The 23,269-nt window shown below is 68.8% G+C and carries 21 protein-coding genes; 19 read left to right on the top strand and 2 right to left on the bottom strand.

From position 1 onward, the window contains the following. Positions 1–45 precede the first annotated feature (45 nt). The 7 genes from Q9R33_RS12015 (at position 46) to Q9R33_RS11985 (ending at position 7,658) form a co-directional block, all read left to right on the top strand. The gene (locus Q9R33_RS12015; protein WP_311293900.1) at positions 46–630 is read left to right on the top strand and encodes a carboxymuconolactone decarboxylase family protein; all 585 of its coding nucleotides are present in this window, start codon (positions 46–48) and stop codon (positions 628–630) included. Positions 631–671: 41 nt separating this feature from the next. Then, on the top strand, positions 672–1,724 hold the full coding sequence (locus Q9R33_RS12010; protein WP_311293899.1) for a hypothetical protein: 1,053 nt from the start codon (positions 672–674) through the stop codon (positions 1,722–1,724). Between the two features lie 394 nt (positions 1,725–2,118). Further along, positions 2,119–3,024: a formyltetrahydrofolate deformylase gene (gene purU / locus Q9R33_RS12005; protein ID WP_311293898.1), complete on the top strand. Its 906-nt coding sequence runs from the start codon at positions 2,119–2,121 to the stop codon at positions 3,022–3,024. Positions 3,025–3,065: 41 nt separating this feature from the next. Further along, positions 3,066–3,899, top strand: coding sequence for a methylenetetrahydrofolate reductase (locus tag Q9R33_RS12000; RefSeq protein WP_311293897.1), 834 nt, complete (start codon positions 3,066–3,068; stop codon positions 3,897–3,899). Between the two features lie 40 nt (positions 3,900–3,939). Next, positions 3,940–5,292, top strand: coding sequence for an aminomethyl transferase family protein (locus tag Q9R33_RS11995; RefSeq protein WP_311293896.1), 1,353 nt, complete (start codon positions 3,940–3,942; stop codon positions 5,290–5,292). 61 nt (positions 5,293–5,353) lie between these two features. Next, on the top strand, positions 5,354–6,697 hold the full coding sequence (locus Q9R33_RS11990) for an ATP-binding protein (protein ID WP_311293895.1): 1,344 nt from the start codon (positions 5,354–5,356) through the stop codon (positions 6,695–6,697). A 28-nt stretch (positions 6,698–6,725) separates the two neighbouring features. Continuing rightward, positions 6,726–7,658: a bifunctional methylenetetrahydrofolate dehydrogenase/methenyltetrahydrofolate cyclohydrolase gene (locus Q9R33_RS11985; protein ID WP_311293894.1), complete on the top strand. Its 933-nt coding sequence runs from the start codon at positions 6,726–6,728 to the stop codon at positions 7,656–7,658. 61 nt (positions 7,659–7,719) lie between these two features. On the opposite strand, the gene Q9R33_RS11980 is transcribed toward Q9R33_RS11985, so the two are convergent. Beyond that, positions 7,720–8,202: a MarR family transcriptional regulator gene (locus tag Q9R33_RS11980; protein ID WP_311293893.1), complete on the bottom strand. Its 483-nt coding sequence runs from the start codon at positions 8,200–8,202 to the stop codon at positions 7,720–7,722. 132 nt (positions 8,203–8,334) lie between these two features. Between Q9R33_RS11980 and Q9R33_RS11975 the strand changes: the two genes are divergently transcribed. Then, positions 8,335–9,714, top strand: coding sequence for an aminomethyl transferase family protein (locus tag Q9R33_RS11975; RefSeq protein WP_311293892.1), 1,380 nt, complete (start codon positions 8,335–8,337; stop codon positions 9,712–9,714). A 151-nt stretch (positions 9,715–9,865) separates the two neighbouring features. Here Q9R33_RS11975 and Q9R33_RS11970 read toward each other — a convergent pair whose 3' ends face one another. Next, positions 9,866–11,200: an aminomethyl transferase family protein gene (locus Q9R33_RS11970; protein WP_311293891.1), complete on the bottom strand. Its 1,335-nt coding sequence runs from the start codon at positions 11,198–11,200 to the stop codon at positions 9,866–9,868. 351 nt (positions 11,201–11,551) lie between these two features. Between Q9R33_RS11970 and Q9R33_RS11965 the strand changes: the two genes are divergently transcribed. From Q9R33_RS11965 to Q9R33_RS11915, 11 genes are all read left to right on the top strand, one after another. Continuing rightward, positions 11,552–13,096, top strand: a complete 1,545-nt coding sequence (locus Q9R33_RS11965) for an ABC transporter substrate-binding protein (protein ID WP_311293890.1) — start codon at positions 11,552–11,554, stop codon at positions 13,094–13,096. Between the two features lie 97 nt (positions 13,097–13,193). Then, positions 13,194–14,141 carry an ABC transporter permease gene (locus tag Q9R33_RS11960; protein ID WP_311293889.1) on the top strand — a complete coding sequence of 316 codons (948 nt, stop codon included), beginning with the start codon at positions 13,194–13,196 and terminating at the stop codon, positions 14,139–14,141. Further along, complete coding sequence (locus tag Q9R33_RS11955; protein WP_311293888.1) at positions 14,138–16,042, top strand: dipeptide/oligopeptide/nickel ABC transporter permease/ATP-binding protein; 1,905 nt, start codon at positions 14,138–14,140, stop codon at positions 16,040–16,042. The genes Q9R33_RS11960 and Q9R33_RS11955 overlap by 4 nt, the downstream gene beginning before the upstream one ends. Next, on the top strand, positions 16,039–16,947 hold the full coding sequence (locus Q9R33_RS11950) for an ATP-binding cassette domain-containing protein (protein WP_311293887.1): 909 nt from the start codon (positions 16,039–16,041) through the stop codon (positions 16,945–16,947). Before Q9R33_RS11955 ends, Q9R33_RS11950 begins: the two co-directional genes overlap by 4 nt. Positions 16,948–17,088: 141 nt before the next feature. Then, a complete protein-coding gene (locus Q9R33_RS11945) occupies positions 17,089–17,991 on the top strand; it encodes a LysR substrate-binding domain-containing protein (RefSeq protein WP_311293886.1) in 903 nt (300 codons plus the stop codon). An 82-nt stretch (positions 17,992–18,073) separates the two neighbouring features. After that, the gene (locus Q9R33_RS11940; protein ID WP_311293885.1) at positions 18,074–18,610 is read left to right on the top strand and encodes a MarR family winged helix-turn-helix transcriptional regulator; all 537 of its coding nucleotides are present in this window, start codon (positions 18,074–18,076) and stop codon (positions 18,608–18,610) included. Positions 18,611–18,614: 4 nt separating this feature from the next. Then, positions 18,615–19,553, top strand: coding sequence for a VOC family protein (locus Q9R33_RS11935; protein ID WP_311293884.1), 939 nt, complete (start codon positions 18,615–18,617; stop codon positions 19,551–19,553). Continuing rightward, positions 19,550–21,037, top strand: coding sequence for an NAD-dependent succinate-semialdehyde dehydrogenase (locus Q9R33_RS11930; RefSeq protein ID WP_311293883.1), 1,488 nt, complete (start codon positions 19,550–19,552; stop codon positions 21,035–21,037). Before Q9R33_RS11935 ends, Q9R33_RS11930 begins: the two co-directional genes overlap by 4 nt. 34 nt (positions 21,038–21,071) lie before the next feature. Beyond that, positions 21,072–21,926: a fumarylacetoacetate hydrolase family protein gene (locus Q9R33_RS11925; RefSeq protein WP_311293882.1), complete on the top strand. Its 855-nt coding sequence runs from the start codon at positions 21,072–21,074 to the stop codon at positions 21,924–21,926. Next, complete coding sequence (locus Q9R33_RS11920) at positions 21,923–22,399, top strand: VOC family protein (RefSeq protein ID WP_311293881.1); 477 nt, start codon at positions 21,923–21,925, stop codon at positions 22,397–22,399. Before Q9R33_RS11925 ends, Q9R33_RS11920 begins: the two co-directional genes overlap by 4 nt. 63 nt (positions 22,400–22,462) lie before the next feature. After that, positions 22,463–23,269, top strand: a complete 807-nt coding sequence (locus Q9R33_RS11915; protein WP_311293880.1) for an alpha/beta hydrolase — start codon at positions 22,463–22,465, stop codon at positions 23,267–23,269.

The raw sequence follows: 23,269 nt of genomic DNA, 5'->3' as shown, positions 1-23,269 counted from the left end.
GTCTCGCCCCGAGAACACAGCGACAAGCCGAGCACGGAGGACGACATGCGACTCGACGTGACACCCATCGACGAGATGACACCGCGCCAGCGGGAACTCGCCGACCGCATCATCGCGAAGCGCGGCAAGATCGGCGGCCCCTTCAAGGTGTGGCTGCACAGCCCCGAGCTGTGCGATCGCGTCGAGGCGCTCGGCGCGTTCGTGCGATTCGACTGCAGCATGCCCGAGCGCATCCGCGAGTACGCGCTGCTCGTCGCGGCCCGGTACTTCGACGCCCAGTTCTCGTGGAACGCCCACGTCGACAAGGCGATCGAAACCGGCGTGCCCGCCGAGGCGATCGAGGCGCTCGCCACGTGGGGCGAGCCCGATTTCGGCGACGATGTCGAGCTGCAGACGTTCCACGACTTCGCCGTCGAGCTGCTTACGACCCATTTCGTGTCGGACGAAACCTACGCCCGCCTGACGGCCGTGTTCACGGATCAGCAGTTGGTCGACGCGATCGGCCTGCTCGGCAACTTCACGCTGCTGTCGATGTGCCTCAACACCTTCCAGGTCGACCTGCAGAAGGATCGCGTGCCCCCGTTCCCCGACGTGCGCGGCTACGCGAAGGTCGCTCCCGCGGGCGTCTGACACCTGGATCGAGGTCCTGTCCCGATCGAACAAGGAGAACCATGGCCCAGCCCCAGGGCGCCCATCTCGTCGGCAGCGTCAACTACGACGACGCCGAGACGACGATCCTCACCGCCGCCGAGGTGCTCGGCGGTCACCTCAAGCGCATCCCTGACGGCGAGATGGGGCCCCGGTTCCACTGGATCCTCTTCCAGCCCGATGTGCTCGCCGGAGCCGACGGGATCGAGCGTGTCGGCGACCACCCGATCCCGGTGAAGATGCTCGACGCGCGGCCTGTGCGGGTCGCGGACGGCGTCGACCCCGCGACGATCGAGTTCCCACCACTCGGCTACGCGGCCGCGGCGATTGAGTCGTACGCGGTGTTCCGGCGGCTGCGGGAAGAGGGCGCCGTGCCCGCGGGGGTGCGGTTCCAGGTGTCGCTGCCGACGCCGCTGGCCGTCGTCGGCGCGTTCTTCCCCGCCGAGCAGCGTGCCGCGATCGAGCCCGTGTACCGCGCCGCCATGTACCGCGAGCTCGACGAGATCCTCGCTGCGATCCCGCACGACGACCTCGCGATCCAGTGGGACAACGCGGTCGAGTTCCAGCTGATCGAGCAGGTCGAGTACCGCGGCAAGCCGGCCGTCGAGCCCTGGTGGGGCGACGACCTATGGGGCGGCCTGATCGCCCGCTCCGCCGAACAGGCCGATCTCGTGCCGGCTGCCGTCGAGGTGGGATTCCACCTCTGCTACGGCGACGTCGCCGAGAAGCACTTCGTCGAGCCGGCCGACGCCGCCAACCTCGTGCGGTTCGCGAACGGGCTGTTCGAGGCATCCGCTCGCCCGATCACGTGGCTGCACCTGCCGGTGCCCATCGAGCGCAACGACGAGGCGTACTACGCACCGCTCACCGACCTCGCCCTGCCGGAGGGCACCGAGCTTTACCTCGGGCTGATCCATCGCGAAGACGGCGCCGCGGGCGCTGCCGGCCGGATCGAGACGGCGCTGCGCTACGCGCCGGTGTTCGGCGTCGCGACCGAGTGCGGCATCGGGCGCGCACCCGCCGGGACGACCGAGGACATCCTCGCGGCTCACGCGGAGGTCGCGGCCGCCTGGTGACGGCCGCACGCGACGAAGCCGGCGCCCCTCGTGGGGCGCCGGCTTCTCGTTTGTGCGGGCGCGCCGTCAGTCGGTCTCGGGTGCGCCGCAGTAATCGCAGTCGCTGTCGTCGCAGTACCAGTCGGCCGTGCGGTTCATGGCGAGCTCCCTCCGGATGGTCGCGTGTCGTCGGGCAGCTGGGCGGGGTCGCCTCTCGGGTGCTCGACGTCCGGCGATCGGGTGGTCACCTTCGTCGTGGTCCTCCCGCGAGTGGCGGGTGGGAACTCCATCCTCCCACCGGGGACCGCGCACGATCTGCATGCGAATGATGCAGGAGAAGACAGGGTGCCCGGACTTCCCGGTGTTGCAGACGACTGTTAGAGTTTCAGTCATCTGTAACAAGGGAGTACGGACCATGACGATCGTGGCACCGAAGACGCCGAACCTCGCACTGAAGCTGCCGACCGACGAGGGGATCCTGCTCGTCGAGGGCGAGGATCGCCCCGGCCTCGTGCGCGCGATCTCGTCGGCACTGTCCGAGAGCGGCGCCAACATCGTCTCTCTCGACCAGTACACCGACGATCCCGAGGGTGGGCACTTCTTCCAGCGCACCGTCTTCCACGTCGACGACTTCGCAGCCGTGCGGCTCGCGATCGAGGCCTCTCTGGACGCGGCGCTCGGGGGCGGCCTCGACCTCACCTGGACGCTCGCGGATCGCTCGGCCCCGAAGCGCGTGGCGATCCTGGCGTCGACGTCCGACCACTGCCTGCTCGACCTGCTGTGGCGCCAGCGGCGCGGCGAGATCCCGATGACGGTGCCCATGGTCATCTCGAACCACACGGTCGTGGCCGATGACGTGCGGTCGTTCGGCATCCCGTTCGTGCACGTGCCGTCGCAAGGGCCGGACAAGTCGGCCGCCGAGGAGCGGATCCTCGAGCTGCTCGTCGGCAATGTCGACGTGGTCGTGCTGGCGCGCTACATGCAGATCCTCTCGGAGGACTTCCTCGAGCGCATCGGCGTTCCCGTCATCAACATCCACCACTCGTTCCTGCCTGCCTTCATCGGGGCCGCGCCGTACCGCAAGGCGAAGGAGCGCGGCGTCAAGCTCATCGGCGCGACGGCCCACTACGTCACCGGCGACCTCGACGAGGGCCCGATCATCGAGCAGGACGTCGTGCGCGTGACGCACGCCGACACCGCCGTCGACCTGCAGCGCCGGGGCGCCGATGTCGAGCGCGCCGTGCTCGCCCGCGCCGTCGCGTGGCACTGCCAGGACCGCGTCATCCGCCACGGCCGCGAGACCGTCGTCTTCCAGCCCTGACCACCTCACCCCCGAAAGGCGATTCGAAGATGAAGACAGCCATGAGCACCACGCTCCTCACCGACTGCTCGCTCGAGATGACCGGGAAGGATGTCGACGACCTGCGGGCGGCAGCATCCGTGATCCCGGCCGGCACGCGCATCAACGTGACGTTCCTCGGTAACGAGGACCTTCCGATGCGGCTCGCCGCGGCGAAGGCCGTGCTCGAGGGCGGATTCACACCGGTGCCGCACATCTCCGCCCGGCGGCTGCACGACCAGGCCGAGCTCGAGGAGTACCTCGGCGCGCTCCGCGACGCCGGAGCGAGCGGGAGCATCTTCGCGGTCGGCGGCGACCCGGCGACGCCGGAGGGGCCGTATGCCGACTCGGAGTCCGTGATCCGCACCGGCCTGCTGCCCGGGTACGGCGTGCGGCACGTGAGCATCGCCGGCTACCCCGAGGGGCACCCCGACATCCCCGACGACGTGCTGTGGGCGGCGCTGCGCGGCAAGGCCGCGGCGCTCAAGGAACAGGGACTCGAGGGCACGATCATCACCCAGTTCGCGTTCGACGAGGAGCCCGTGCTCGCCTGGATCGAGCACGTGCGCGCCGAGGGCATCGATCTGCCCATCCGCATCGGCGTGCCAGGTCCCGCCGGCGTCAAGCGCCTCATCGGCTTCGCGCGCCGGTTCGGCATCGGCGCCAACGCGATGATCGTCAAGAAGTACGGGTTCTCGCTCGCCAATCTCATCGGCACGGCCGGACCCGACAAGCTCATCGGCGCGCTCGCCGCCGGCTACGACCCCGCACGCCATGGCCGCGTGCACCTGCACTTCTACACGTTCGGAGGCCTCACGGCCACCAGCGAGTGGATCCGAGACTTTCGCGCCCGGTGATCCCGAACACGCCCCCGACGCGCCGACCCAGGAGAACATCATGAACGCACCCGCCACCTCCACCCTTCAGGACGCCATAGACGAGGCCGGATCCCCGATCCAGCTGCTCTGGAAGCCGGGCGCGCCGGCGTGGACCGTCCCCGTCGTCGAGCCGGAGTTCTCGGGGTGGGGCACCGAACAGGCGGCATGGCGACAGAACGTCGCCCTGTTCGACCTGTCGTTCCACATGTTCGACACGTTCCTCGAGGGTCCCGACACGGTGCGCCTGTTGAGCGACGTCAGCGCCAACAACTACGCGAGCTTCGCCGTCGGCCAGGCCAAGCAGTTCGTGCCGGTCGCCCACGACGGCAACATCGTCGTCGACGGCATCCTGCTGCGCACCGGCGACCAGGCGTTCACGCTCACCGGCGTGCCCGCGGCGCAGAACTGGGTGAAGTACCACGCCGACAGGGGCGGCTACGACGTCGCGTACTCGACCGACCCCGACTCCTCGGTGCGCAAGGATCGCGATCCGAAGCTGTTCCGCTTCCAGGTGCAGGGCCCGCTCGCGGCGTACGCCGTCGAGCGTGCGTTCGGGGGACCGCTGCCCGAGGTGAAGTTCTTCCACTCCGTCGAGGTGTCGCTCGGAGGCATCCCGGTGCGTGCGCTGCGCCATGGCATGGCGGGGCAGGCCGGGTACGAGTTCATCGGCGACTTCGCCCATTACGGCGCCGTGCGCGAGGCGCTGCTCGCAGGCGGGGAGCCTTTCGGCATCCAGCCCGTGGGTGGCAAGGCGTACTTCACGAACGGCGTCGAGAGCGGGTGGATCCCCACGCCGACCCCGGCGATCTACACCGACCCTCGCCTCGAGGACTACCGTCGATGGCTGCCGAAGTTCTCGTACGAGGGCATGAAGCCCCTCGGCGGCAGCTTCTACTCCGACCGCATCGAGGATTACTACATCTCGCCGTGGGAGCTCGGCTACGGCCGCTCGATCTCGTTCACCCACGACTTCATCGGCCGAGACGCGCTGCTCGCCGCCAAGGATGAGGTGCGCCGCAGCAAGGTCACGCTCGAGTTCGACCGCAGCGACGTCGGGCGCGTGCTCGGTGCGGCCGGCGCCGACTACCTCAACTCGTACGGACGCTTCCGCATCGAACAGGGCGGGCAGCTCCAGGGCATGACGTTCTGGACCTCGAACATCGCCCCCGTTGGCACCGTCCTGTCGCTCGCCCTCGTCGACCACACGGTCGCAGCGCCCGGCGCCGAGGTCGAGGTCGTGTGGGGCGAGCACCCCGGGCACGGGACGGCGACGGATGCCGACCTCGGTCTGCCACGCATCCGCGCCACGGTGCAGAGCTCGCCGTACAACGAGTTCGCCCGCACGACCTACCGCGCGAACGTCGCGGTCTGAGACGCCGGATCGGACGGATGCCGCGGGCCGCGGCATCCGTCCGCGACACGAGGTTGGGGCGATGAACCAGCGCAGTCACGCGCACATCCGCGATTTCCACGACGACGACCTCGAGGGGATCGTGCGGCTGTGGGAGCTGTCGCACGAGCGCGGCGAGACGCCGGTGTACTCGCTGGCCGAGGTGATCGCGTCGTGCCAGGCCGACCATGCGGTCGTCGCGGTCTCGGGGGAGCGGATCCTCGGTGCCGCCGTCGGCCGCGCGGCGCACGCGCAGGGCTGGATCGTGTTCTTTCGCATCGACGACGACCGGACGCCGCCGCTCGACGCGGAGCGGATTGGGGCGGCCCTCCTCGACCGCCTCGAGCGGCGCATGGCGCCCCTCGGCCTCGGGAAGCTGTCGGTGATCGTGTCGGACACGGCACAGGGTGTGCCGCACCTCACCGGCAACGGCTTCGAGGTGCGCCACCAGCTGCGGTACTTCGAGCGCCCGCTGCCGGTGCAGCGGCGCGAGCTCGATCTGCTCAAGGAAGTCGGAGGCCGCATCCTTCCGCGCCGGCTCTGGCACAACGTCGCCGGCATGGCGCGCGAGAAGCTGCTGCTCGAGGAGCGACTCGTCACGCCTCTCGCTCACCCCGAGCTCGCGGCGCGGTACGGCGTGCTGCCGCCGCGCGCCGTCGTGCTCTTCGGACCGCCGGGCACCGGCAAAACGACGTTCGCGAAGGCCGTCGCCTCGCGCTTGGGCTGGCCCTTCGTCGAGGTGTTCCCGTCGCGACTCGCGGACTCGCCCGCCGGCTTGCCGGCGGCACTGCGCCAGACATTCGAGGTGATCGCCGAGCTGGAGCACGCGGTCGTGTTCATCGACGAGGTCGAGGAGATCGCGTCGCGGCGGCGCGGCGACCCGCCCTCGCCCACGCAGGGCGTGACGAACGAACTGCTGAAGCTGCTGTCGGAGTTCCGCGAGCTCGAGGGGCGCCTCCTGATCTGCGCCACGAACTTCGTGCGCGCGCTCGACGCGGCGTTCCTGCGCCACGGCAGGTTCGACTACGTGCTGCCGATCGGACTGCCGGATGCTGACGCCCGGCGCGCGATCTGGATCCGCTACGTGCCCGCGGGCGTCGTCGCCGGGGTCGACCTCGACGCCCTCGTCGACGCGAGCGAGGGGCTCACTCCCGCCGACATCGAGTACGCGGTGCGCCGCGCCGCGCAGGACGCGCTCGCCGGCGCGCTGCAGGGCGCCCTGGTCGCGACGACGACCGGGGCGATCGTGCTCCCCGACGTCGACGAGTCGCCGGTGCAGCTCGAGACCCGCCACTACCAGCGCGCGCTGCGCTCGACCCGCGCCACGGTGTCGAAGAGCGCCGTGCGCGACTTCCTCGAAGACATCGACGCGCTCGCGCGTCTCTGAGTTCCCTCACACCACCGATCGGAGAGACATGACCGCTATCGTGCTGGACGGCGTCGCCACGGCCGCCACCGTCAAGGAAGAGCTCACGGCACGCGTGCGCGCCCTGCGCGAGCGGGGCATCGTGCCCGGCCTCGGGACGCTGCTCGTCGGCGACGACCCCGGATCGCGGTCGTACGTCACCGGCAAGCACCGCGACTGCGCCGAGGTCGGCGTGCAGTCCATCGCCGTCGAGCTGCCGGCGACTGCCACTCAGGCCGAGGTCGCGCAGGCGGTGCGCGAGCTGAACGCCGATCCGGCCGTCACCGGGTTCATCGTCCAGCTGCCGCTTCCGGCCGGGATCGACGAGAACGCGATCGTCCCCCTCATCGATCCCGCCAAGGACGCCGACGGACTCCACCCCGCGAATCTCGGTCGCCTCGTGCTCGACGTCGACGCGTCGGACGACACCGTGCCGCTGCCGTGCACGCCCGCCGGGATCGTGGAGCTCCTCACCCGCAACGGCGTCGCGACCGCCGGCCGGCATGTCACCGTGATCGGCCGCGGCATCACCGTCGGCCGGCCGCTCGGGCTGCTGCTGTCGCGCCGCGGGATCGACGCGACCGTGACGCTCACGCATTCGCGCACACCCGACATCGCCGACCAGGTGCGTCGCGCCGACATCGTGGTCGCCGCCCTCGGGGTTGCGCACTTCGTCCGTCCGGAGTGGATCCGTCCCGGCGCCGCAGTGCTCGACGTGGGGGTCACGCGAGTGGGCACGACGGCGTCGGGGCGGGCGAAGCTCGCCGGCGACGTCGACTCGGAGGTCGCCGCGGTCGCAGGGTGGATCTCGCCGAATCCGGGCGGCGTCGGCCCGATGACGCGGGCCATGCTCGTCGCGAACGTCGTTGCGGCCGCGGAGCGCGTCGTGACGCCCGACTCGCGGGAGCTCGTCGACGCCGGATGGAGTTCCGGACACGCCTGACCCGCAAGCCTCTTCGAGACGGGATGCTGGGGCCGCAGCATCCCGTCTCTCGTTCTCGGTGTCAGCGCACCGGCCACATCGTGCCGGTGGGGACCTCCTCGTCGAACGTCGATGTGATGAGGTGCAGCGCGGTCGACAGTGCCGCCTGGTCGACGTCGCCGAGGGCGGCCTCCACCTCGCGGTTCACCGCGGCCACGCGCTTACGGCCCTCGTCGGCCACTTTGAGGCCCTCGGGAGTGACCTCGTACCAGATGACACGGCGGTGGATCGGGTGGGGGACGCGCCGGACCCACTCCTCGGACTCGAGCCGGTTGAGCGCCGTCGTCGTGCTCTGGGGGGTGAGCCGGAACAGGCGGGCGAGGTCGGAGGCCGACATGTGGCCGAGCTCGTCGAGGTGCACGATGATGCCGAGCTGGGTGACGGTGAGTCCGAGGTCGTCGATCGCCTCGACCACTCGGCGGTGCAGGGCCTGATTGGCCCGCCACAGCCGGTAGGGGATGCCGCCCAGCCACTCCGATGGCCGCTCGGGCTCGTTCCGCACCATGTCGCCTCCTCGCGTTGTCGGTTCACATTATCAGGAATTCCAATCATTGAAGAGGGATGACATGTTTACAGATGATTGATACTGTCGATCCAGAACCCGCACCGAGGCGGGTCTGGAAGAAAGCGAATAAGCATGCCCAGTCTCGAAGACGAGATCCAGAAGGCCGGCGGGCCGCTCCAGCTCCTGCGCAGCGGACGCTCCGGCGCGTACGCCTTTCCGGTCAAGCCGGAGTTCACCAACTGGCGCGACGAGCAGGAATCGTGGCGCTCGACGGCCGCACTCATGGACCTGTCGCTGCACATGCCCGACCTCATCGTCGAAGGGCCGGACGTGTTCCGCCTGCTCGAGCACATCGGAGCCAACAGCTTCCGCAACTTCGGTCCCATGAAGGCGAAGCAGCTCATCGCGGTCGGACACGACGGCAAGATGGTCGGCGACGCGATCCTGTTCTGCCTCGGCGAGCAGCTCGTGCGCATCGTCGGCCGGCCGCCGGCACTCAACTGGGTGCAGTTCCACGCCGAGACGGGCGACTGGAACGTCACTGTCCGCAAGGACGAGCGTTTCGTGCTCAACCCCAACCGCGAGTACTACCGCCTGCAGCTGCAGGGGCCGACAGCCGGCGAGATCTTCGAGAAGGTCAATGGCGGGCCGATGCCCGACATCAAGTTCTTCCACATGGGGCGCTTCAAGATCGGCACGTACGAGACCACCGCGCTGAACCACCGCATGTCGGGGTTCCCCGGACTCGAGTTCTTCGGGCCGTACGAAGAGCTCCAGGGCGTCCGCGAGACGCTCCTTGAGGCCGGCGCGGAGTTCGGCATCACCCAGATCGGCGGCCGGGCCTACGCCTCGGTCGCCACCGAGTCGGGGTGGATCGCCAACACCCTGCCCGCCGTGTACTCGCAGCCTGAGATGAAGCCGTTCCGCGAATGGCAGAACGCACGCTCGTTCGAGGGCACGCTCGCCATCGCCGGTTCGTTCGTGTCGGATGCCATCGAGGACTACTACGTGACGCCGTGGGACCTCGGCTACACCCACATCGCGAAGTTCGACCACGACTTCATCGGCCGCGAGGCCCTCGAGGCGCGCATCGACGAGCCGCACCGCCGCAAGGCGTGGGTCGAGTGGAACAGGGACGACGTCGCACGCATCTTCGCGAGCATGTACAACGACGGCGCGGACCGCTTCAAGTACCTCGAGATGCCGTTCGCGACCTACACCGCCACGCAGTTCGATCGGGTCGACAAGGCCGGTGCGCACGTCGGCAACATGAACCTGACGACCTACTCGTCGAACACCCGCAGCTGGATCTCGCTCGGTTCGCTCGACGAGGAGGCGCAGGTCGGCGACGAGGTCGAGCTCACATGGGGTGAGCCCGCCGGCAGCGTCGACAGCCCGTTCTACGAGCGCCACACGCAGACCACGGTGCGCGCCGCCGTGATCGCGCGGCCGTTCTCCGAGACCACCGAGGGCTCAGGGAACCGGCAGGTGGCAGTCGGCGCCGTCGCCTGACGCTCAGAAGAGGGGGACGGATGCTGCGGCCCGCGGCATCCGTCCCCTCGTCGGTCGTGGTCAGTCCAGGGGTGGGGCGCGTCGGTGCCGTTCGGGGCGCACGATGCGCGCCCCGAACGTGCGGGACCCGCCCTCCTGGAGCAACCCCAGGTCAGTCCTTCCGGTACGTGGTCCGGGCGTACTCGTCATACGGCGCGGGCTGCACGGTGGCGCGGATGCGCGGGAAGCCGAGGTCCGCGTCGGGATCGGTCCCGTGGCCGGGGTGGTCGCCCCACACCACCTCGACCTGTGTCCCGGGTGCGGCGTGCGCCGTTTCGACGAGCGACAGCGCCAGCACCCTGCCGAGCGGCGCGATGCGGGCTGCCTGGAAGGTCGTGCCCACCAGCTCGTCGCCGGCCTCGATGCGCTGGCGGCCGTAATTGTTGAGGTACGCGTCGTCGGCGCCGAGCGCGCGCACGTCGTCGGCGTCGAGCTCGAGCGTCACCTTGGTGCGGTGCACCTGGTCCTTTGCCGCTTGCAGGGCGTCGCGGCCGATGAAGTCGTGGTTGAACGAGATCGAGCGGCCGTATCCCAGCTCCCACGGCGACGTGTAGTAGTCCTCGATGCGGTCGGAGTAGAACGAGCCGTAGAGCGGGTTCTGGCCCTCGTAGGTGAACAGACCCAGGCGCTGCCGGTAGTCGGCCAGCGACGGATCCGTGTAGATGGCCGGCGTCGGTGTCGGGATCCAGCCGCTCTCGATGCCGTTCGTCGCGTACGAGAGCGCCCCCACGAGCGAGATGCCGAACTCCTCGCCCGCGGCGGTGAGCGCCTCCTTGGCGGCGTCGTGGTCGGCGTAGTCGCCGATGAACTCGTAGCCCGCCTGGCCCGCCATGCCGTGGCGCAGGGCCCGGAACGAGCGGCCGGCGAGGGTGACGGGCGTCGAGTGGAAGAACTTCGTCTCGGGCAGCGGTCCGCCGAATGCCTTGTGCACGACATCGAGGGCACGCGGCCCCTGCACCTGCATGCGGAACAGTCGCGGCTGCTCGCCGAATCGGAACTCCATGGAACCGTCGGTCGAGAACTCGACGTCGTAGCCGCCGGCGACCGCGTGCGAGGTCACCCAGTTCTGCGCGGCGGGGACGCCGCTGAGCACGAACGACTCCTCGCCGTCGCGCAGCAGGATGCCGTCGGTGATGATGTTGCCGTCCGCGGCCACGGGTACGAACTGCTTCGCTTGCCCGATCTCGAAGTTCTCGACGTTGTTGGCGCTGACTGCGCCGAGAAGGCGCCGGGCATCGGGGCCGCGCAGGAACGTGTCGGACATATGGAACGACAGATCCGACAGCGTCACGTCCGTGCGCCACGCGGCCTGCTCGGCACGCCACCCGGCGTACTCGTCGTCGATGACCGGCGGCTTCCACGGCTCCGAGCCCGGCTTCCAGAGCAGGCGGATCGGCGATCCGGCCTCGTCGATGCCCTGCTGCAGGCTCACGAACTCCCATGCCATGTGCGGCTCCTTTGCCTCGGGGTTGCGAATCGGATGTCGCGGTGTCCCAGATGTATGCAGAAGTGTAAGTCAACTGAAACATCACGCCAAGAGGCGAACCGGACGCCGCGCCAGTGGTTCGCGACTGGCTTCGAGGAGCCCTGTTATGGTCGAGGCTCGCGCCCGCTCCCCGCGGGCGTGCAGGGCTGGGCGAGGACCCCGCAGATCGTGCACGGTTAGCTTGCCGGTTGGGGTCTGGGTCCGCCGCGCGGGGCGTATGTACCGTGGCAGGACCCGAGCACCAAGGCGGGTGTTCTAGCCCAACTCCGAGCGTGCAGACGCGCTCGAATGAGACGCGAGGAGGCGTCCCACATGGCATTTGAGAAGCGTTGGATCAAGGTGGTGGTCCCACTGGCCGTCGTCGGCGCGATGCTCGCCGGCTGCTCCGGAGGAGGTGGCGACACGACCCCGACCAGCACCGCGACGGCAGGGCCGCCGAGCGAGCCCACCGGCACGCTCCGCATCAACTGGGGCTCCGCACCGAGTTCCTGGGCACCCGGTGCACGCATCGAGCCCGGGTACTACTACGTCCCGTACGAGTCCCTCGTCCTGCTCGGCGACAACAACGAGATCCTCCCGAACCTCGCGACCGAGTGGGTCGAGGAGCCGATGGCACTCACCCTGAAGCTGCGCGACGACGTCACCTTCCACGACGGAACGCCGTTCAACGCCGAGGCGGTCAAAGCCAACCTCGAGTACGTGCGCGACAACCCGGGCGCGTATTCCGGCCCCCTGCAGGCGGTCGCCTCGATCGACATCGTCGACGACTACACGGCCAAGATCAACTTCAAGTTCCCGGCGCCGACGTTCCTGACCATGCTCACACGCAACAATGTGCTCATCGCCAGCCCGACCGCCATCGCCGACGGCACCGTGCTGACGGAGCCCGTCGGCACGGGGCCGTGGAAGTACGACGCCGAGAACTCGGTCGACGGCACCAAGTGGGCCTTCACCCTCAACGAGGACTACTGGGGCGACCCGGTGTACTTCGAGAATGTCGAGCTGTACGCCATCGCCGACGACACGTCGGCCGTCGCCGGTCTCCTCGGCAACGAGCTCGATGTGACCGACGTTGAGAATGACCAGTTCTCACGCATCGAGGGCGTCGAGAACATCGACTGGTACGACTACAACGCGGTCCGCAACAACGTCGTCTTCTTCGACCGCGCCCCGGGCGGGGTCTTCGGGGACGTGGACGTGCGCAAGGCGATCTGCTCGACGCTCGACACCGAGGCCTACCAGCAGTTCGACCCGATGACGCTCGAAGTCCCTCAGCAGCACTTCCTCGAGGGGGAGGTCGGCTACAACCCCGACATCGTCGGCTACCCGGCCGATCTCGACGAGGCGGCCGACTTGCTCGGCGACGCCACCGTCGAGGCGACCTTCCCGTCCGCTCCGTTCCTCAAGGGACAGATCGAATTCTTCGCCGACCAGATGAACCAGCTCGACGGCGTGAACGTCACGGTCCAGGACCTCGCCGTCCCCGACTTCCAGTCGACCTGGAATTCGGGCCAGTACGCGCTGGGCATCGGTCAGAACGCCGAGATCACGCCGTTCGACTGGTACTCGAACTGGTTCGCATCCACCGCGCGCCAGAACCCGTCGAAGTACGAGAGCGCGGAGCTCAAGGCGGCTGCCGACGCGGCCAAGGCTGCGGGCGACTCGGAGGAGGCCGACGCCCTGTGGCAGGAGGTCATGAAGATCATCATCGACGACGAGGCGCTCGCCTGCGGCTTCGCCGTCGGCGGCCAGCGAATCGGATGGAACACCGACACCGTCGCCGGCGTGCAGGAGTCGACCCAGCCCTGGATGATCAACCTGATCGACTACCGCACCGTGTACCCGGTCACCGAGTAGCAGCCGTCGGCTGACACCAGCACACCACCCCGAGACAGATCGAACGCAGGAGGAACAGCGCCATGGGATCGCGAGCGATGCAACGGAGCATGCCGCCATGCTGAAGCTCATCAGCTATCGGCTCGTCCTCGCGATCCCCCAGCTGCTGATCGTCTCGCTGCTGGTCTTCTCGCTCACCTACCTCGTGCCCGGCAGTGTCGCGGCGGCCATCCTCGGAGATGCCGCCGCGACACCCGAGGCCATCGCCGAGGTGGAGGCGCACCTGGGCTTGGACCAGCCCTTCCTAGTCCGTCTGTTCGACTGGTACGCCGCAGCGCTCCAGGGCGACCTCGGCACCTCGCTCCTGTCAGGTCAGCCGGTGACCGAGATGGTTTCCCAGCGACTTCCGGCCACGCTGTCGCTCGTGATCGGGGGCCTGGTGGTCGCCATCATCATCGGAATGGGCCTGGGCATCTACGCCGGCGTCCGGGCGGGTCAGCCTCGCGACCGTGCCGTGACCGGGCTCACCGCGTTCTTGCAGTCGATCCCGGAGTTCTGGCTCGGCCAGATCCTCGTCGTCGTCTTCGTCATCCAGCTCCATCTCGCTCCGGTCCTCGCCTGGACGCCGCCGTCCCAGGACGTCGGCAAGTGGCTCTCCGGCCTCATCCTCCCCGCGATCGCACTGGGGGTGGGCACATCCGCGCTCATCGCCCGCCAGACCCGCACGGCGGTGGCCGAGGCGCTCGGTTCCCGCTACATCGACACGCTCGTCGCGGCGGGAGTTCCGCGCCGGCGGATCCTGTGGACGTACGCGTTCAAGAATTCGCTCGTCCCGGCACTCGCGGCGATCGGTCTGGCCGTGGGCGTGCTGTTCGGCGTCAGCCTCGTGATGGAGAAGGTCTTCAGCTTCCCGGGCCTCGGCACCCTCATGCTGCAGAGCGTGATGGCCAAGGACTTCCCGGTGGTTCAGGGCGTCGCCCTCGTCATCGGCATCATCGTCATCCTCGTCAACATGGTCCTCGACATCTCGTACGGACTCATCAATCCGAAGGCCCGACCCGCATGACCGACACCCAGTACGGCGCGACCGTCGCGATCAAGACCGAGAAGCCGGAGCAGAAGCAAGGCGCCAAGGTGGTGCGCCGGCTGCTGCGCCAGCCGCTCACCCTCATCGCGATCGGTTGGCTGCTCGTCGTGGTCGTCTGGGCGATCTTCGCGCCGTGGCTCGCTCCCTACGATCCCCTCGAGAATGACTTCACCTCTGTGCTGCAGGGGCCGTCTGCCGAGCACTGGCTCGGTACCGACGAGAACGGTCGCGACACCCTCAGCCGCATCATCTACGGTGCGCGGGTAGCCCTGGCAGTCGGCTTCGGCGCCGTCATCGTCGCGATGCTGATCGGTGTGCCGATCGGTCTGCTCCTCGGTTTCCGCGGCGGCTGGACCGACCGCGTCGGCACCCGGTTCGTCGACGTGTTCGACGCCATGCCCGGCATCCTCGTCGCATTCGCCGTCATCTCGATCCTGGGCCGGGGTCTCGCGCCCCTGCTTCTCGCGATCGGCCTCATGTTCTGCATGAACTTCGCCCGCATGGCGCGCGCCATCACGATGGCCGAACGCAGCAAGCTCTACGTCGACGCGGCACGGGTGACCGGCCTGCGTGAGAGTTCGATCGTGTTCAAACAGGTGCTGCCGAATCTGGCCTCACCCCTGATCGTTCAGGCGGCGATCATGACCGGAACCGCGATCATCATCGAGTCCGCGCTGAGCTTCCTCGGGATCGGACTGGAGTCGGCGGTCCCGTCATGGGGTGGACTGCTGGGAGTGGCGGCGGCCAAGCTCGGCGTGCAGCCCTTCATGGCGATTCCCCCCGGGGTCGTGATCGTCTGCACCGTGCTCGCATTCAACCTCATTGGCGACGGCCTCAACGAGGCGCTCGGTGTGGGCAAGCGAAAGCCGTTCCGGCGGCCGAAGAAGATCTCCGACAACGTCGCGCAGGCGGCCCTCATCGAGGGCCCGGCGGCCGGAGCCGTGGCGGCGGCCGACGCCGGCGGTTTCCTGACGCCGAGCGCGCCGGTGGGCGTTCCGGAAGGTGTGGTGGTCGAACCGATCGCTCGCGACGACGAGAACGTCGTGCCGGCCCCGGCCGACGAGGGGAACATCCTCGAGGTCCGGGATCTGCACATCGAGTTCCAGAGCGTCGAGAAGGGCGCGGTCGAGCTCGTCAAGGGCGCGTCGCTCAGCATCGCCCGCGGCGAGATCGTGGGCCTGATCGGCGAGTCGGGTTCGGGTAAGTCCACGTTCGCGCGTGCGGTGCTCGGGTTGCTCGCGCCGGGAATCGGCGTCTCGCACGGCGCCATCCTGCTCGACGGCGAGGACCTCGTCGGCAAGACGGAGAAGCAGCTGCGCGGTGTCCGCGGCAGCAAGATCGCCGCGGTCTTCCAGGACCCGATGGCCGCCCTCTCGCCGGTTCACACGATCGGCAAGCAGCTCGCCGAACCACTGCGGGCGCACTTCGGCCTTTCCAAGGCTGAGACCCGGGCGCGCTCGATCGAGTTGCTCGATCGCGTCGGCGTGAAGGATGCCGAGAGCCGCCTGAGCCACTACCCGCATCATTTCTCCGGAGGCATGGCGCAGCGTGTCGCGATCGCGATCGCCCTCGCCTCGCGGCCCGAGCTGATGGTCGCCGACGAGGCGACGAGTGCGCTCGACGTGACGACGCAGGCCCAGGTGCTGGATCTGCTTCTGGACCTGCGCGACGAGTACGGCATGGCGATCCTGCTCATCACGCACGATATGGGTGTCGTAGCCGAAGCATGCGATCGTGCGGCGGTCATGTACCAAGGGGAGTTGGTCGAGATCACCGACTCTGCGGCGGCGCTGTTCGATGAGCCGCAGCATCCGTACACGAGGTCGCTGCTCGCCGCTCGCGATCGACGTCCGCGTCCCACGAAGGAGGCGGCGCGATGAAGACCGAGCTGAGCACCCCCGTCAGCGAGACCCTACCGGAGGCCGGCCGCGACCCGCTGCTCGAAGTCACAGGTCTGTCGATCAGTTACGAAGCTCGCAGCATCTTCCGCAAGGAACGGAGGAACGTCGTCGAGGACGTGACCTTCGACATCCTGCCGGGCGAGACCCTGGGCCTGGTCGGCGAGTCGGGCTCGGGCAAGTCGACCGTCGGTCGCGCGATCCTGCGTCTGCTCGCGCCGTCTGCGGGCTCCATCCGGTTCGACGGAACGGAGGTCACCACGCTCGGCCACCGCACCCCGCTGGCTTACCGCAGAGACGTGCAGGCGGTCTTCCAGGACCCTTCGATGTCGCTCAACCCACGGCAGCCCGTCTCGATGGCGGTGACGTCCGCGCTCCAGCGGCACGGTCTGGGCAACGCCGCCGAGCGTGCGCGGATCGCCGCCGAGACGTTCGATCACGTCGGCCTGACCCGCGCGCATCTCGAGCGGTACCCGAGCGAGCTGTCGGGAGGGCAGCAACAGCGTGTGGCAATCGCACGTGCCCTCGTGCTCAAGCCACGCCTCGTCGTCTGCGACGAGGCGCTGAGCGCGCTCGATCTCTCGACGCAGAACCAGATCATCAACCTGCTGGTCGACCTTCAGGCCGAGACGGGGATGAGCTACCTCTTCATTGGGCACAACCTCGAGATCGTGCGGCACATCTCCGACCGGATCGCTGTCATGCGTCTCGGCCGGCTCGTGGAGTTCGCCGATGCGGCTCGCGTCTTCGACGATCCGCAGCATCCGTACACGCGCAAGCTGCTCGGCGCGACACCGGCGCAGCACCCGGCCGGTCGCGACGAGCGGCGCGCCGTACGCGCGGCGTTCGCGAAAGCCCATGCGGAAGGACTCGTGCCGGTCGTCTGACGGCGGGCGGCAGCATCCGTTCTGCGGTGTCTTCAGACTGAGGTTGCGATCCTTGCAACCTCGGAATAAATCTGTGCAGATCCTGCATAGGTAGGCTCCATTCAGTTCACGACGACGGTCGTCGGGAACAAGGAGGTCGCCGTGGATCGTCTGGTCGTCATGAAGACGTTCGTCACCGTCGCGAAGTCGTCGAGTTTCAGCGCTGCAGCGCGTGAGCTCGCGATCTCGGGCTCGCTCGTCTCGCGCCACGTCGCGGACCTCGAGCGGCAGGTCGGGGTGCGCCTGGTGAACCGCACGGCGCGCTCGGTGAGTCTCACCGAGTCGGGGAAGCGCTACGCCGAGTTCGCCGAGCGCATCCTCGACGAGATCGACGACGAGGATGCCTCGCTCTCGGGTTCACGCGACGCGCCTGAGGGGACGCTGTCGATCATCTGCCCGAAGTGGATCGGCACTCTCGAGGTGGGGGATGCCATCGCGGCGTTCGTGCGCGAGCACCCGAAGATCCAGGTGCGCTTCGAGCTCGGTGGCATGTCGGACCGCAACTACGACTTCCTCGATCGCGGGTACGACATCGCCTTCCACACCCGCGATCTGCGCGACTCGAATGTGCTGGTGCGCCGTGTCTCGGAGCTGCCGTTCGTGCTCGCCGCTTCGTCCGACTACCTGCGGCGCAAGGGCACGCCCGCGACGGTCGCCGAGCTGAACGATCACCTGTGCCTGCTGCATCCCAACGACCCGGTCTGGCGGCTCGGGTCGGGTGCCGACACGATCCACTTCAAGGTGCAGGATGCCGCGGTCATCGCCAACTCGTACCTCGTGATCGAGAAGCTCGTCGAGGAGGGCTGTGGCATCGCCCTGATTCCGCGCCGTCCCGCCGAGGCGCGCCTCGCGGCCGGGGAACTCGTCGAGCTGCTGCCGCAGCACCAGCCGCCGGCCCGGGCCCTCTACGCCGTGCACGGCCCGGGGGGCCGCACGCCGGAGCGCGTGCGGATCTTCCTCGACTTCATGACGACCTGGTTCCGCACTCGCGCCGCCGCCACCTGAGCCTTCAGCAGCGGACGGCTGCCGCCGCCTTGCGCCGAGAAAGTGATTATGTTTTGATAATCAAATCGAGCAAGGAGGTCCGATGAGCGAAGATGCGAACACCGACCCCACCTTCCGGCTGCTGGCCGAACTGGTGATCGACATCGCCCGCGAGATCCAGCTCCGGGCGGTGCAGACGACGCCCGTGGTCCCCCTGACCCAGACGCAGGGCCAGGTGATGCGGTACGTGCACGACCACCCCGGATGCTCCGCCTCCGACATCGCCGACGGCAGCGGGCTGCAGCGGGCCAACGTGAGCGTGGCGCTGCGCGATCTCCGTGGTCGCGGCTACATCACATCGCAGCGCGACGAGGCCGACGGCCGCGCGATCCGCATCGACGCGACGCCCCTCGCCGACGCGACCATCGGCAAGCTCCGCGCCTCCTGGGCGGGTCTCATCGAGAGCGCCTGGCACGCCGCCTCGGACGGCGCCGACGTGCCCGACAGCGCCGTCGACGCCCTGGTTCGCATCCGCGCCGGCCTCCATGCAGACCGCGCAACGAAAGGGTTCGCGTCCGAGGCTCCCGCCCTCTCCGGCCAGGGCGCAGACTCGACCGCGAACCCCCACGGAGAGGCCTGAGGTCATGTCGATCGAACGCATCGAGTCCGTCGTGTACGGCGTCGACGACCTCGACGAGTGCGCGCGCTTCTTCGTCGACTTCGGTCTCGAGCTCGTCGAGAAGTCCGACACCGAGGTCGTGCTCACCACGCAGGTCGACCAGCGACTCGTGCTCAAGCGCATCGACGACCCGTCGCTGCCGCCCTCGGTCGAAGAGGCGTCCGGCATCCGCGAGGTCGTCTGGGGTGTGGACACGCAGGAGGCCCTCGACGCCCTCGTGGCCGACATGCGCACCGACCGCGAGGTCACCGTCGACGATAACGGCGTCGCCCACACGCACGACGAGACCGGCTTCGGGCTTGCGCTCGCCGTCACGTCGCCCGAGCACGTCGACTACGACCCGCGCCGCTACAACAGCCGCGGCCACGTCGAGCGCTGGAACCAGTCGCACTCGCCGATCGCCGACATCCGTCCGATCCGCATGTGCCACGTGGCGCTGAACATCCCGAAGGCGGGCAAGGACGAGGCCATCGACTTCTACCTCGACCGCCTCAACTTCCGCGCCGTCGACATCGTCAAGCCCATGGGCGTGTTCATGCAGATCGAGGGCGACGACGACCAGCACAACTTCCTGCTGTGCCACCGCCCTGATCGCGCCGGCACGAACCACGTGTCGTTCGAGGTCTCGGGCTTCGACGACGTGATCGAGGGCGGCAACCACATGATCCAGAAGGGTTGGCGCGAAGCGCGGCGCCTCGGCCGGCACACCGTCGGCTCGAACGTCTTCCGCTTCGTGCACTGCCCCGCGGGCGGCCGCGTCGAGTACGCCGCCGACATGGACCGCGTCGACGACTCGTACCCGACGCGCGTGCACGAAGAGACCCCGCCGCACCACATCTGGGTGCTCGAGACCAACCGCGATTCCGCGGTCCCCAACACGTCGGAAGGAACGGCCCTGGCATGACCATCGCAGCCGATACCCGCACGGATGCCGCGTCCCGCGCCGCCGAGATCTACTCGGCCGCGCGCCTCGGCCTCTACATCGACGGCCGGTGGCGCGAGGGCGCCCAGGGTCGCACGTTCGATGTGCTGAACCCGGTCGACGACTCGGTGATCGGGCAGGTCGCCCGGGCCGAGGCATCCGATCTCGACGATGCCCTCGCCGCGGCAGACCGGGCCTTCCCCGCCTGGCGCGACACCTCGGCGTTCGAGAAGGCGCGCATCCTGATGAAGACGGTGGCGCTGCTGCGCGAGCGGGCTCCCGAGATCGGCCGGCTCATGGCCGTCGAGCAGGGCAAGCCGGTGAAGGATGCCACCACCGAGGTCATGCGCGTGTCGGGCACGCTCGAATGGTGCGCGCAGGAGACCCGGCGCCTGTACGGCCGCATCATCCCGACCGACGTCGACACGTCGCTCACGGTGCGCTACGAGCCCGTCGGCGTCGTCGGCGCGATCGTCCCGTGGAACTTCCCGGCCGGATCGCCGATGCGCAAGATGTCCGCGGCGATCGCCGCCGGCTGCACGCTCGTGATCAAGGCCTCGCAGGAGGTGCCGGCGACGGTGTGCGCGCTGGTTCAGGCGTTCCACGACGCCGGGCTGCCGGCCGGCGTGCTCAACCTCGTCTTCGGCCGTGGCGCCGAGACCGCCGAGCACCTCATCGACTCGTCGACCACGCGCCTCATCGCCTTCACCGGCTCGGTGCCGGTCGGCAAGGAGCTCAACGCCCGCGCCGGCGGCCTCATGAAGCCGACGATCATGGAGCTCGGCGGCCACGCCCCCGTCATCGTCGCGGCCGACGCAGACCCGATCCAGGCCGCGCGCCGCGCGTCGGCGGCCAAGTGGGCGAACGCCGGACAGGTGTGCACGTCGCCCAGTCGCTTCCTGGTGGACGAGTCGATCGCCGAGGCGTTCACTGCCGAGATGGTCCGGCTCGCCGAGGCGCTCGTCGTGGGCGACCCGCTCGACGACGACGTAACGATGGGCCCGCTCATCAACGCCAAGCGCGTCGAGTCCACCCACGCACTGGTGACGGATGCCGTGGCCCACGGCGCGACCGTCGCCACGGGCGGGCACCGCATCGGCGAGAAGGGCTGCTTCTACGCCCCGACGGTGCTCACGAACGTGCCGCTGGACGCCGAGGTCATGAGCGAGGAGCCGTTCGGTCCTATCGCCCCGATCACGACGTTCACCGACCTCGACGAGGCGATCCGCATCGCGAACTCGCTGCCCTTCGGACTCGCCGCGTACGGCTTCACCGAGTCCGCGTCGACCGCCGACGTCCTCGCCCGCGGGTTCGAGGCCGGCATCCTCTCGATCAACCACTGCGGCGGCTCGGTGACCGAAGCACCGTCGGGCGGTGTCAAGGAGAGCGGTCTCGGCCGCGAGTCCGGCCCCGAGGGCGTGCAGGCGTACCTCATCACCAAGCGCATGTCGCACAAGCTGCGCTGACCCTTCGACAGGCTCAGGGACCAAGGAGAGACGAATGCGGTACGCCCGGTGTCTTCTACCGGCTGTTGAGCCTGTGGAAACACGCGAGTTCTTCGCCGTGGTGGAGGGCGATGACGTCGTCGAGCTCGACGCCGCGCCGTGGCAGCCGCACGAGCGGGGGGCGCAGCATCCGCTCTCCTCCGTCGTCCTGCTGCCGCCGGTGATGCCGCGCACGTTCTACGCCGCAGGCTTCAACTACAAGACGCACAACCGCCACCACGAAGAGCTCGGGTACGACCCCGTCAAGGTCGGACCGCACCCCGAGGTCGGCTACCGCGCGCAGAGCGCGCTCGTCGGCCACGGTGCCGCGATCGTGAAGCCGGGCGAGGTCGAGGGGCGGTTCGAGACCGAGGCCGAGGTGGTCGCGGTGATCGGGCGCACCCTGCGCCACGCGTCGCGCGACGAGGCGAAGGCCGCCGTCTTCGGCTGGACGATCGGCAACGACGTCAGCGCGCGGGAGTGGCAGCACGCCGACCGCACGTTCTGGCGGGCGAAGAACGCCGACACCTTCAAGCCCATGGGGCCGTGGATCGAGACCGACGTCGACCCGCTGCAGTCCACCACGACGGTGCGGCGCAACGGCGCCGTCGACGCATCGTTCGCAACGGGCGACATGATCTTCGACCCGTACGACTTCCTCGTCGAGATGACGAAGTACATCACCGTCCACCCCGGCGACGTGCTGTGGATGGGGGCGGACGGCAACACCCCCATGGGTGTCGGCGACGTCATCGACATCGAGATCTCGGGGATCGGAACGCTCACCAACACCGTGGTCGCCGAGGGCGGCCGCATCGACACCAGCGTCGGCGTGGCCGCCGGCACCGACAGAGAGGGAGTGCCCGTATGAGCACCACCGACACCACCCAGGCAATGCCCGAGGCCGCTGCCGGCCCGAGCCACGTCGAGAAGGGCTTCAGCCTGCCCGAGCCGAAGTTCGACGACCAGGGTCGCAGCATCGAGCCGAAGTACATCCACCACGTCAACTTCCCGACGACCAATGTCGACCGCACGGTCGAGTGGTACACGAAGGTGTTCGGCCTCAAGCGCGTCATGCCCAAGAGCAACACCCGCGTGGTGCTCATGACGAAGGGCCGCTTCGACCTGCACTTCACGCCGGTCGAGGAGATGGACCGCATGGCGCCGTACCACTTCGCCATGGAGGTGGAGGACTGGGACGGCTTCCTCGGGCACCTCGACAGCCTCGGCATCCGCCACACGCGTCCGGTCGAGCGCCCCGAGAACAACTCGAAGTTCTGCTACATCCACGACCCCGACCACACGATGATCGAGCTCGTCTTCCACGGCAAGCGCCCCGCCTGACCCGTACTTCTCCTTCGCCGGCGGCGACGCCGGCTTCTCACTCATGCCCCGAGGAGGGAAAGCATGCCCACCGTTGACAACAACGGCACACAGATCTACTACGAGGTGCACGGCGAAGGCTCGCCGATCGTCTTCGTGCACGGCTCCGGCGGCCACCACGCCGCGTGGTGGCAGCAGGTCGCCGCCCTGCGCGACCAGCACACGATCGTGACGCTCGACCTCCGCGGCTTCGGCAACTCGGACAAGGACGAGACGTACGACAGCCTCAACTTCCCCGGCGACATCGTGGCCGTCATCGAAGACGCCGACCTGACGGATGCTGTGCTCCTGGGCCAGTCCATCGGCGCGGCCGCGGCGCTCAAGGCGGCGCTGCGCGTGCCGGAGCGCGTGCGTGGGGTGATTCTCGCGCATTCGCTCGGCGGCATCGACGCCCCCGAGGTCACGCCGCTGGTCAAGGCGGACCGCGCCGAGGCAGAGAAGCTCCCGGTGATCGACCGGCTTCTCACGAAGCGATTCCGCGAAGAGGAGACCGCCAAGACATTCCTCTTCACCCAGATGGGCACCTTCAACAAGGCGCGCATGCAGGATCTCCGCAACCTCTCCAGCGACGGCCCGACGGCCGACGATGTGGCCGGGTCCGGCATCCGTGTCGCCTTCCTCGCGGGGGAGAAGGACGCGGTGCTGAGCCCCGCGACCGTGACGGCCGCGCACGAGCTGATCGAGGGGTCGCTCCTCGAGATCGTGCCGGACGCCCCGCACTCCATGTACTGGGAACGGCCCGAGCAGTTCAACGCGGCCGTGACGAAGCTCGTCGACGCCCTGGCGCCCGTCGCCGTGGGCGCCGCATCCGCCGTGACGAAGGAGGCCTGA

This window comes from Microbacterium sp. PRC9 (assembly GCF_031844125.1).
Lineage (GTDB): Bacteria > Actinomycetota > Actinomycetes > Actinomycetales > Microbacteriaceae > Microbacterium.
Note: the sequence above shows the minus strand (reverse complement) of the source record. Positions and strands in the feature narration are given on the sequence as shown.

What these genes read in the sequence shown, in the direction of transcription:
- Q9R33_RS12015 (WP_311293900.1), top strand. Translation starts at nt 46, where the DNA reads ATGCGACTCGACGTGACACCCATCGACGAGATGACACCGCGCCAGCGG.
- Q9R33_RS12010 (WP_311293899.1), top strand. Translation starts at nt 672, where the DNA reads ATGGCCCAGCCCCAGGGCGCCCATCTCGTCGGCAGCGTCAACTACGAC.
- purU (WP_311293898.1), top strand. Translation starts at nt 2,119, where the DNA reads ATGACGATCGTGGCACCGAAGACGCCGAACCTCGCACTGAAGCTGCCG.
- Q9R33_RS12000 (WP_311293897.1), top strand. Translation starts at nt 3,066, where the DNA reads ATGAGCACCACGCTCCTCACCGACTGCTCGCTCGAGATGACCGGGAAG.
- Q9R33_RS11995 (WP_311293896.1), top strand. Translation starts at nt 3,940, where the DNA reads ATGAACGCACCCGCCACCTCCACCCTTCAGGACGCCATAGACGAGGCC.
- Q9R33_RS11990 (WP_311293895.1), top strand. Translation starts at nt 5,354, where the DNA reads ATGAACCAGCGCAGTCACGCGCACATCCGCGATTTCCACGACGACGAC.
- Q9R33_RS11985 (WP_311293894.1), top strand. Translation starts at nt 6,726, where the DNA reads ATGACCGCTATCGTGCTGGACGGCGTCGCCACGGCCGCCACCGTCAAG.
- Q9R33_RS11980 (WP_311293893.1), bottom strand. Translation starts at nt 8,202, where the DNA reads ATGGTGCGGAACGAGCCCGAGCGGCCATCGGAGTGGCTGGGCGGCATC.
- Q9R33_RS11975 (WP_311293892.1), top strand. Translation starts at nt 8,335, where the DNA reads ATGCCCAGTCTCGAAGACGAGATCCAGAAGGCCGGCGGGCCGCTCCAG.
- Q9R33_RS11970 (WP_311293891.1), bottom strand. Translation starts at nt 11,200, where the DNA reads ATGGCATGGGAGTTCGTGAGCCTGCAGCAGGGCATCGACGAGGCCGGA.
- Q9R33_RS11965 (WP_311293890.1), top strand. Translation starts at nt 11,552, where the DNA reads ATGGCATTTGAGAAGCGTTGGATCAAGGTGGTGGTCCCACTGGCCGTC.
- Q9R33_RS11960 (WP_311293889.1), top strand. Translation starts at nt 13,194, where the DNA reads ATGCTGAAGCTCATCAGCTATCGGCTCGTCCTCGCGATCCCCCAGCTG.
- Q9R33_RS11955 (WP_311293888.1), top strand. Translation starts at nt 14,138, where the DNA reads ATGACCGACACCCAGTACGGCGCGACCGTCGCGATCAAGACCGAGAAG.
- Q9R33_RS11950 (WP_311293887.1), top strand. Translation starts at nt 16,039, where the DNA reads ATGAAGACCGAGCTGAGCACCCCCGTCAGCGAGACCCTACCGGAGGCC.
- Q9R33_RS11940 (WP_311293885.1), top strand. Translation starts at nt 18,074, where the DNA reads ATGAGCGAAGATGCGAACACCGACCCCACCTTCCGGCTGCTGGCCGAA.
- Q9R33_RS11935 (WP_311293884.1), top strand. Translation starts at nt 18,615, where the DNA reads ATGTCGATCGAACGCATCGAGTCCGTCGTGTACGGCGTCGACGACCTC.
- Q9R33_RS11930 (WP_311293883.1), top strand. Translation starts at nt 19,550, where the DNA reads ATGACCATCGCAGCCGATACCCGCACGGATGCCGCGTCCCGCGCCGCC.
- Q9R33_RS11925 (WP_311293882.1), top strand. Translation starts at nt 21,072, where the DNA reads ATGCGGTACGCCCGGTGTCTTCTACCGGCTGTTGAGCCTGTGGAAACA.
- Q9R33_RS11920 (WP_311293881.1), top strand. Translation starts at nt 21,923, where the DNA reads ATGAGCACCACCGACACCACCCAGGCAATGCCCGAGGCCGCTGCCGGC.
- Q9R33_RS11915 (WP_311293880.1), top strand. Translation starts at nt 22,463, where the DNA reads ATGCCCACCGTTGACAACAACGGCACACAGATCTACTACGAGGTGCAC.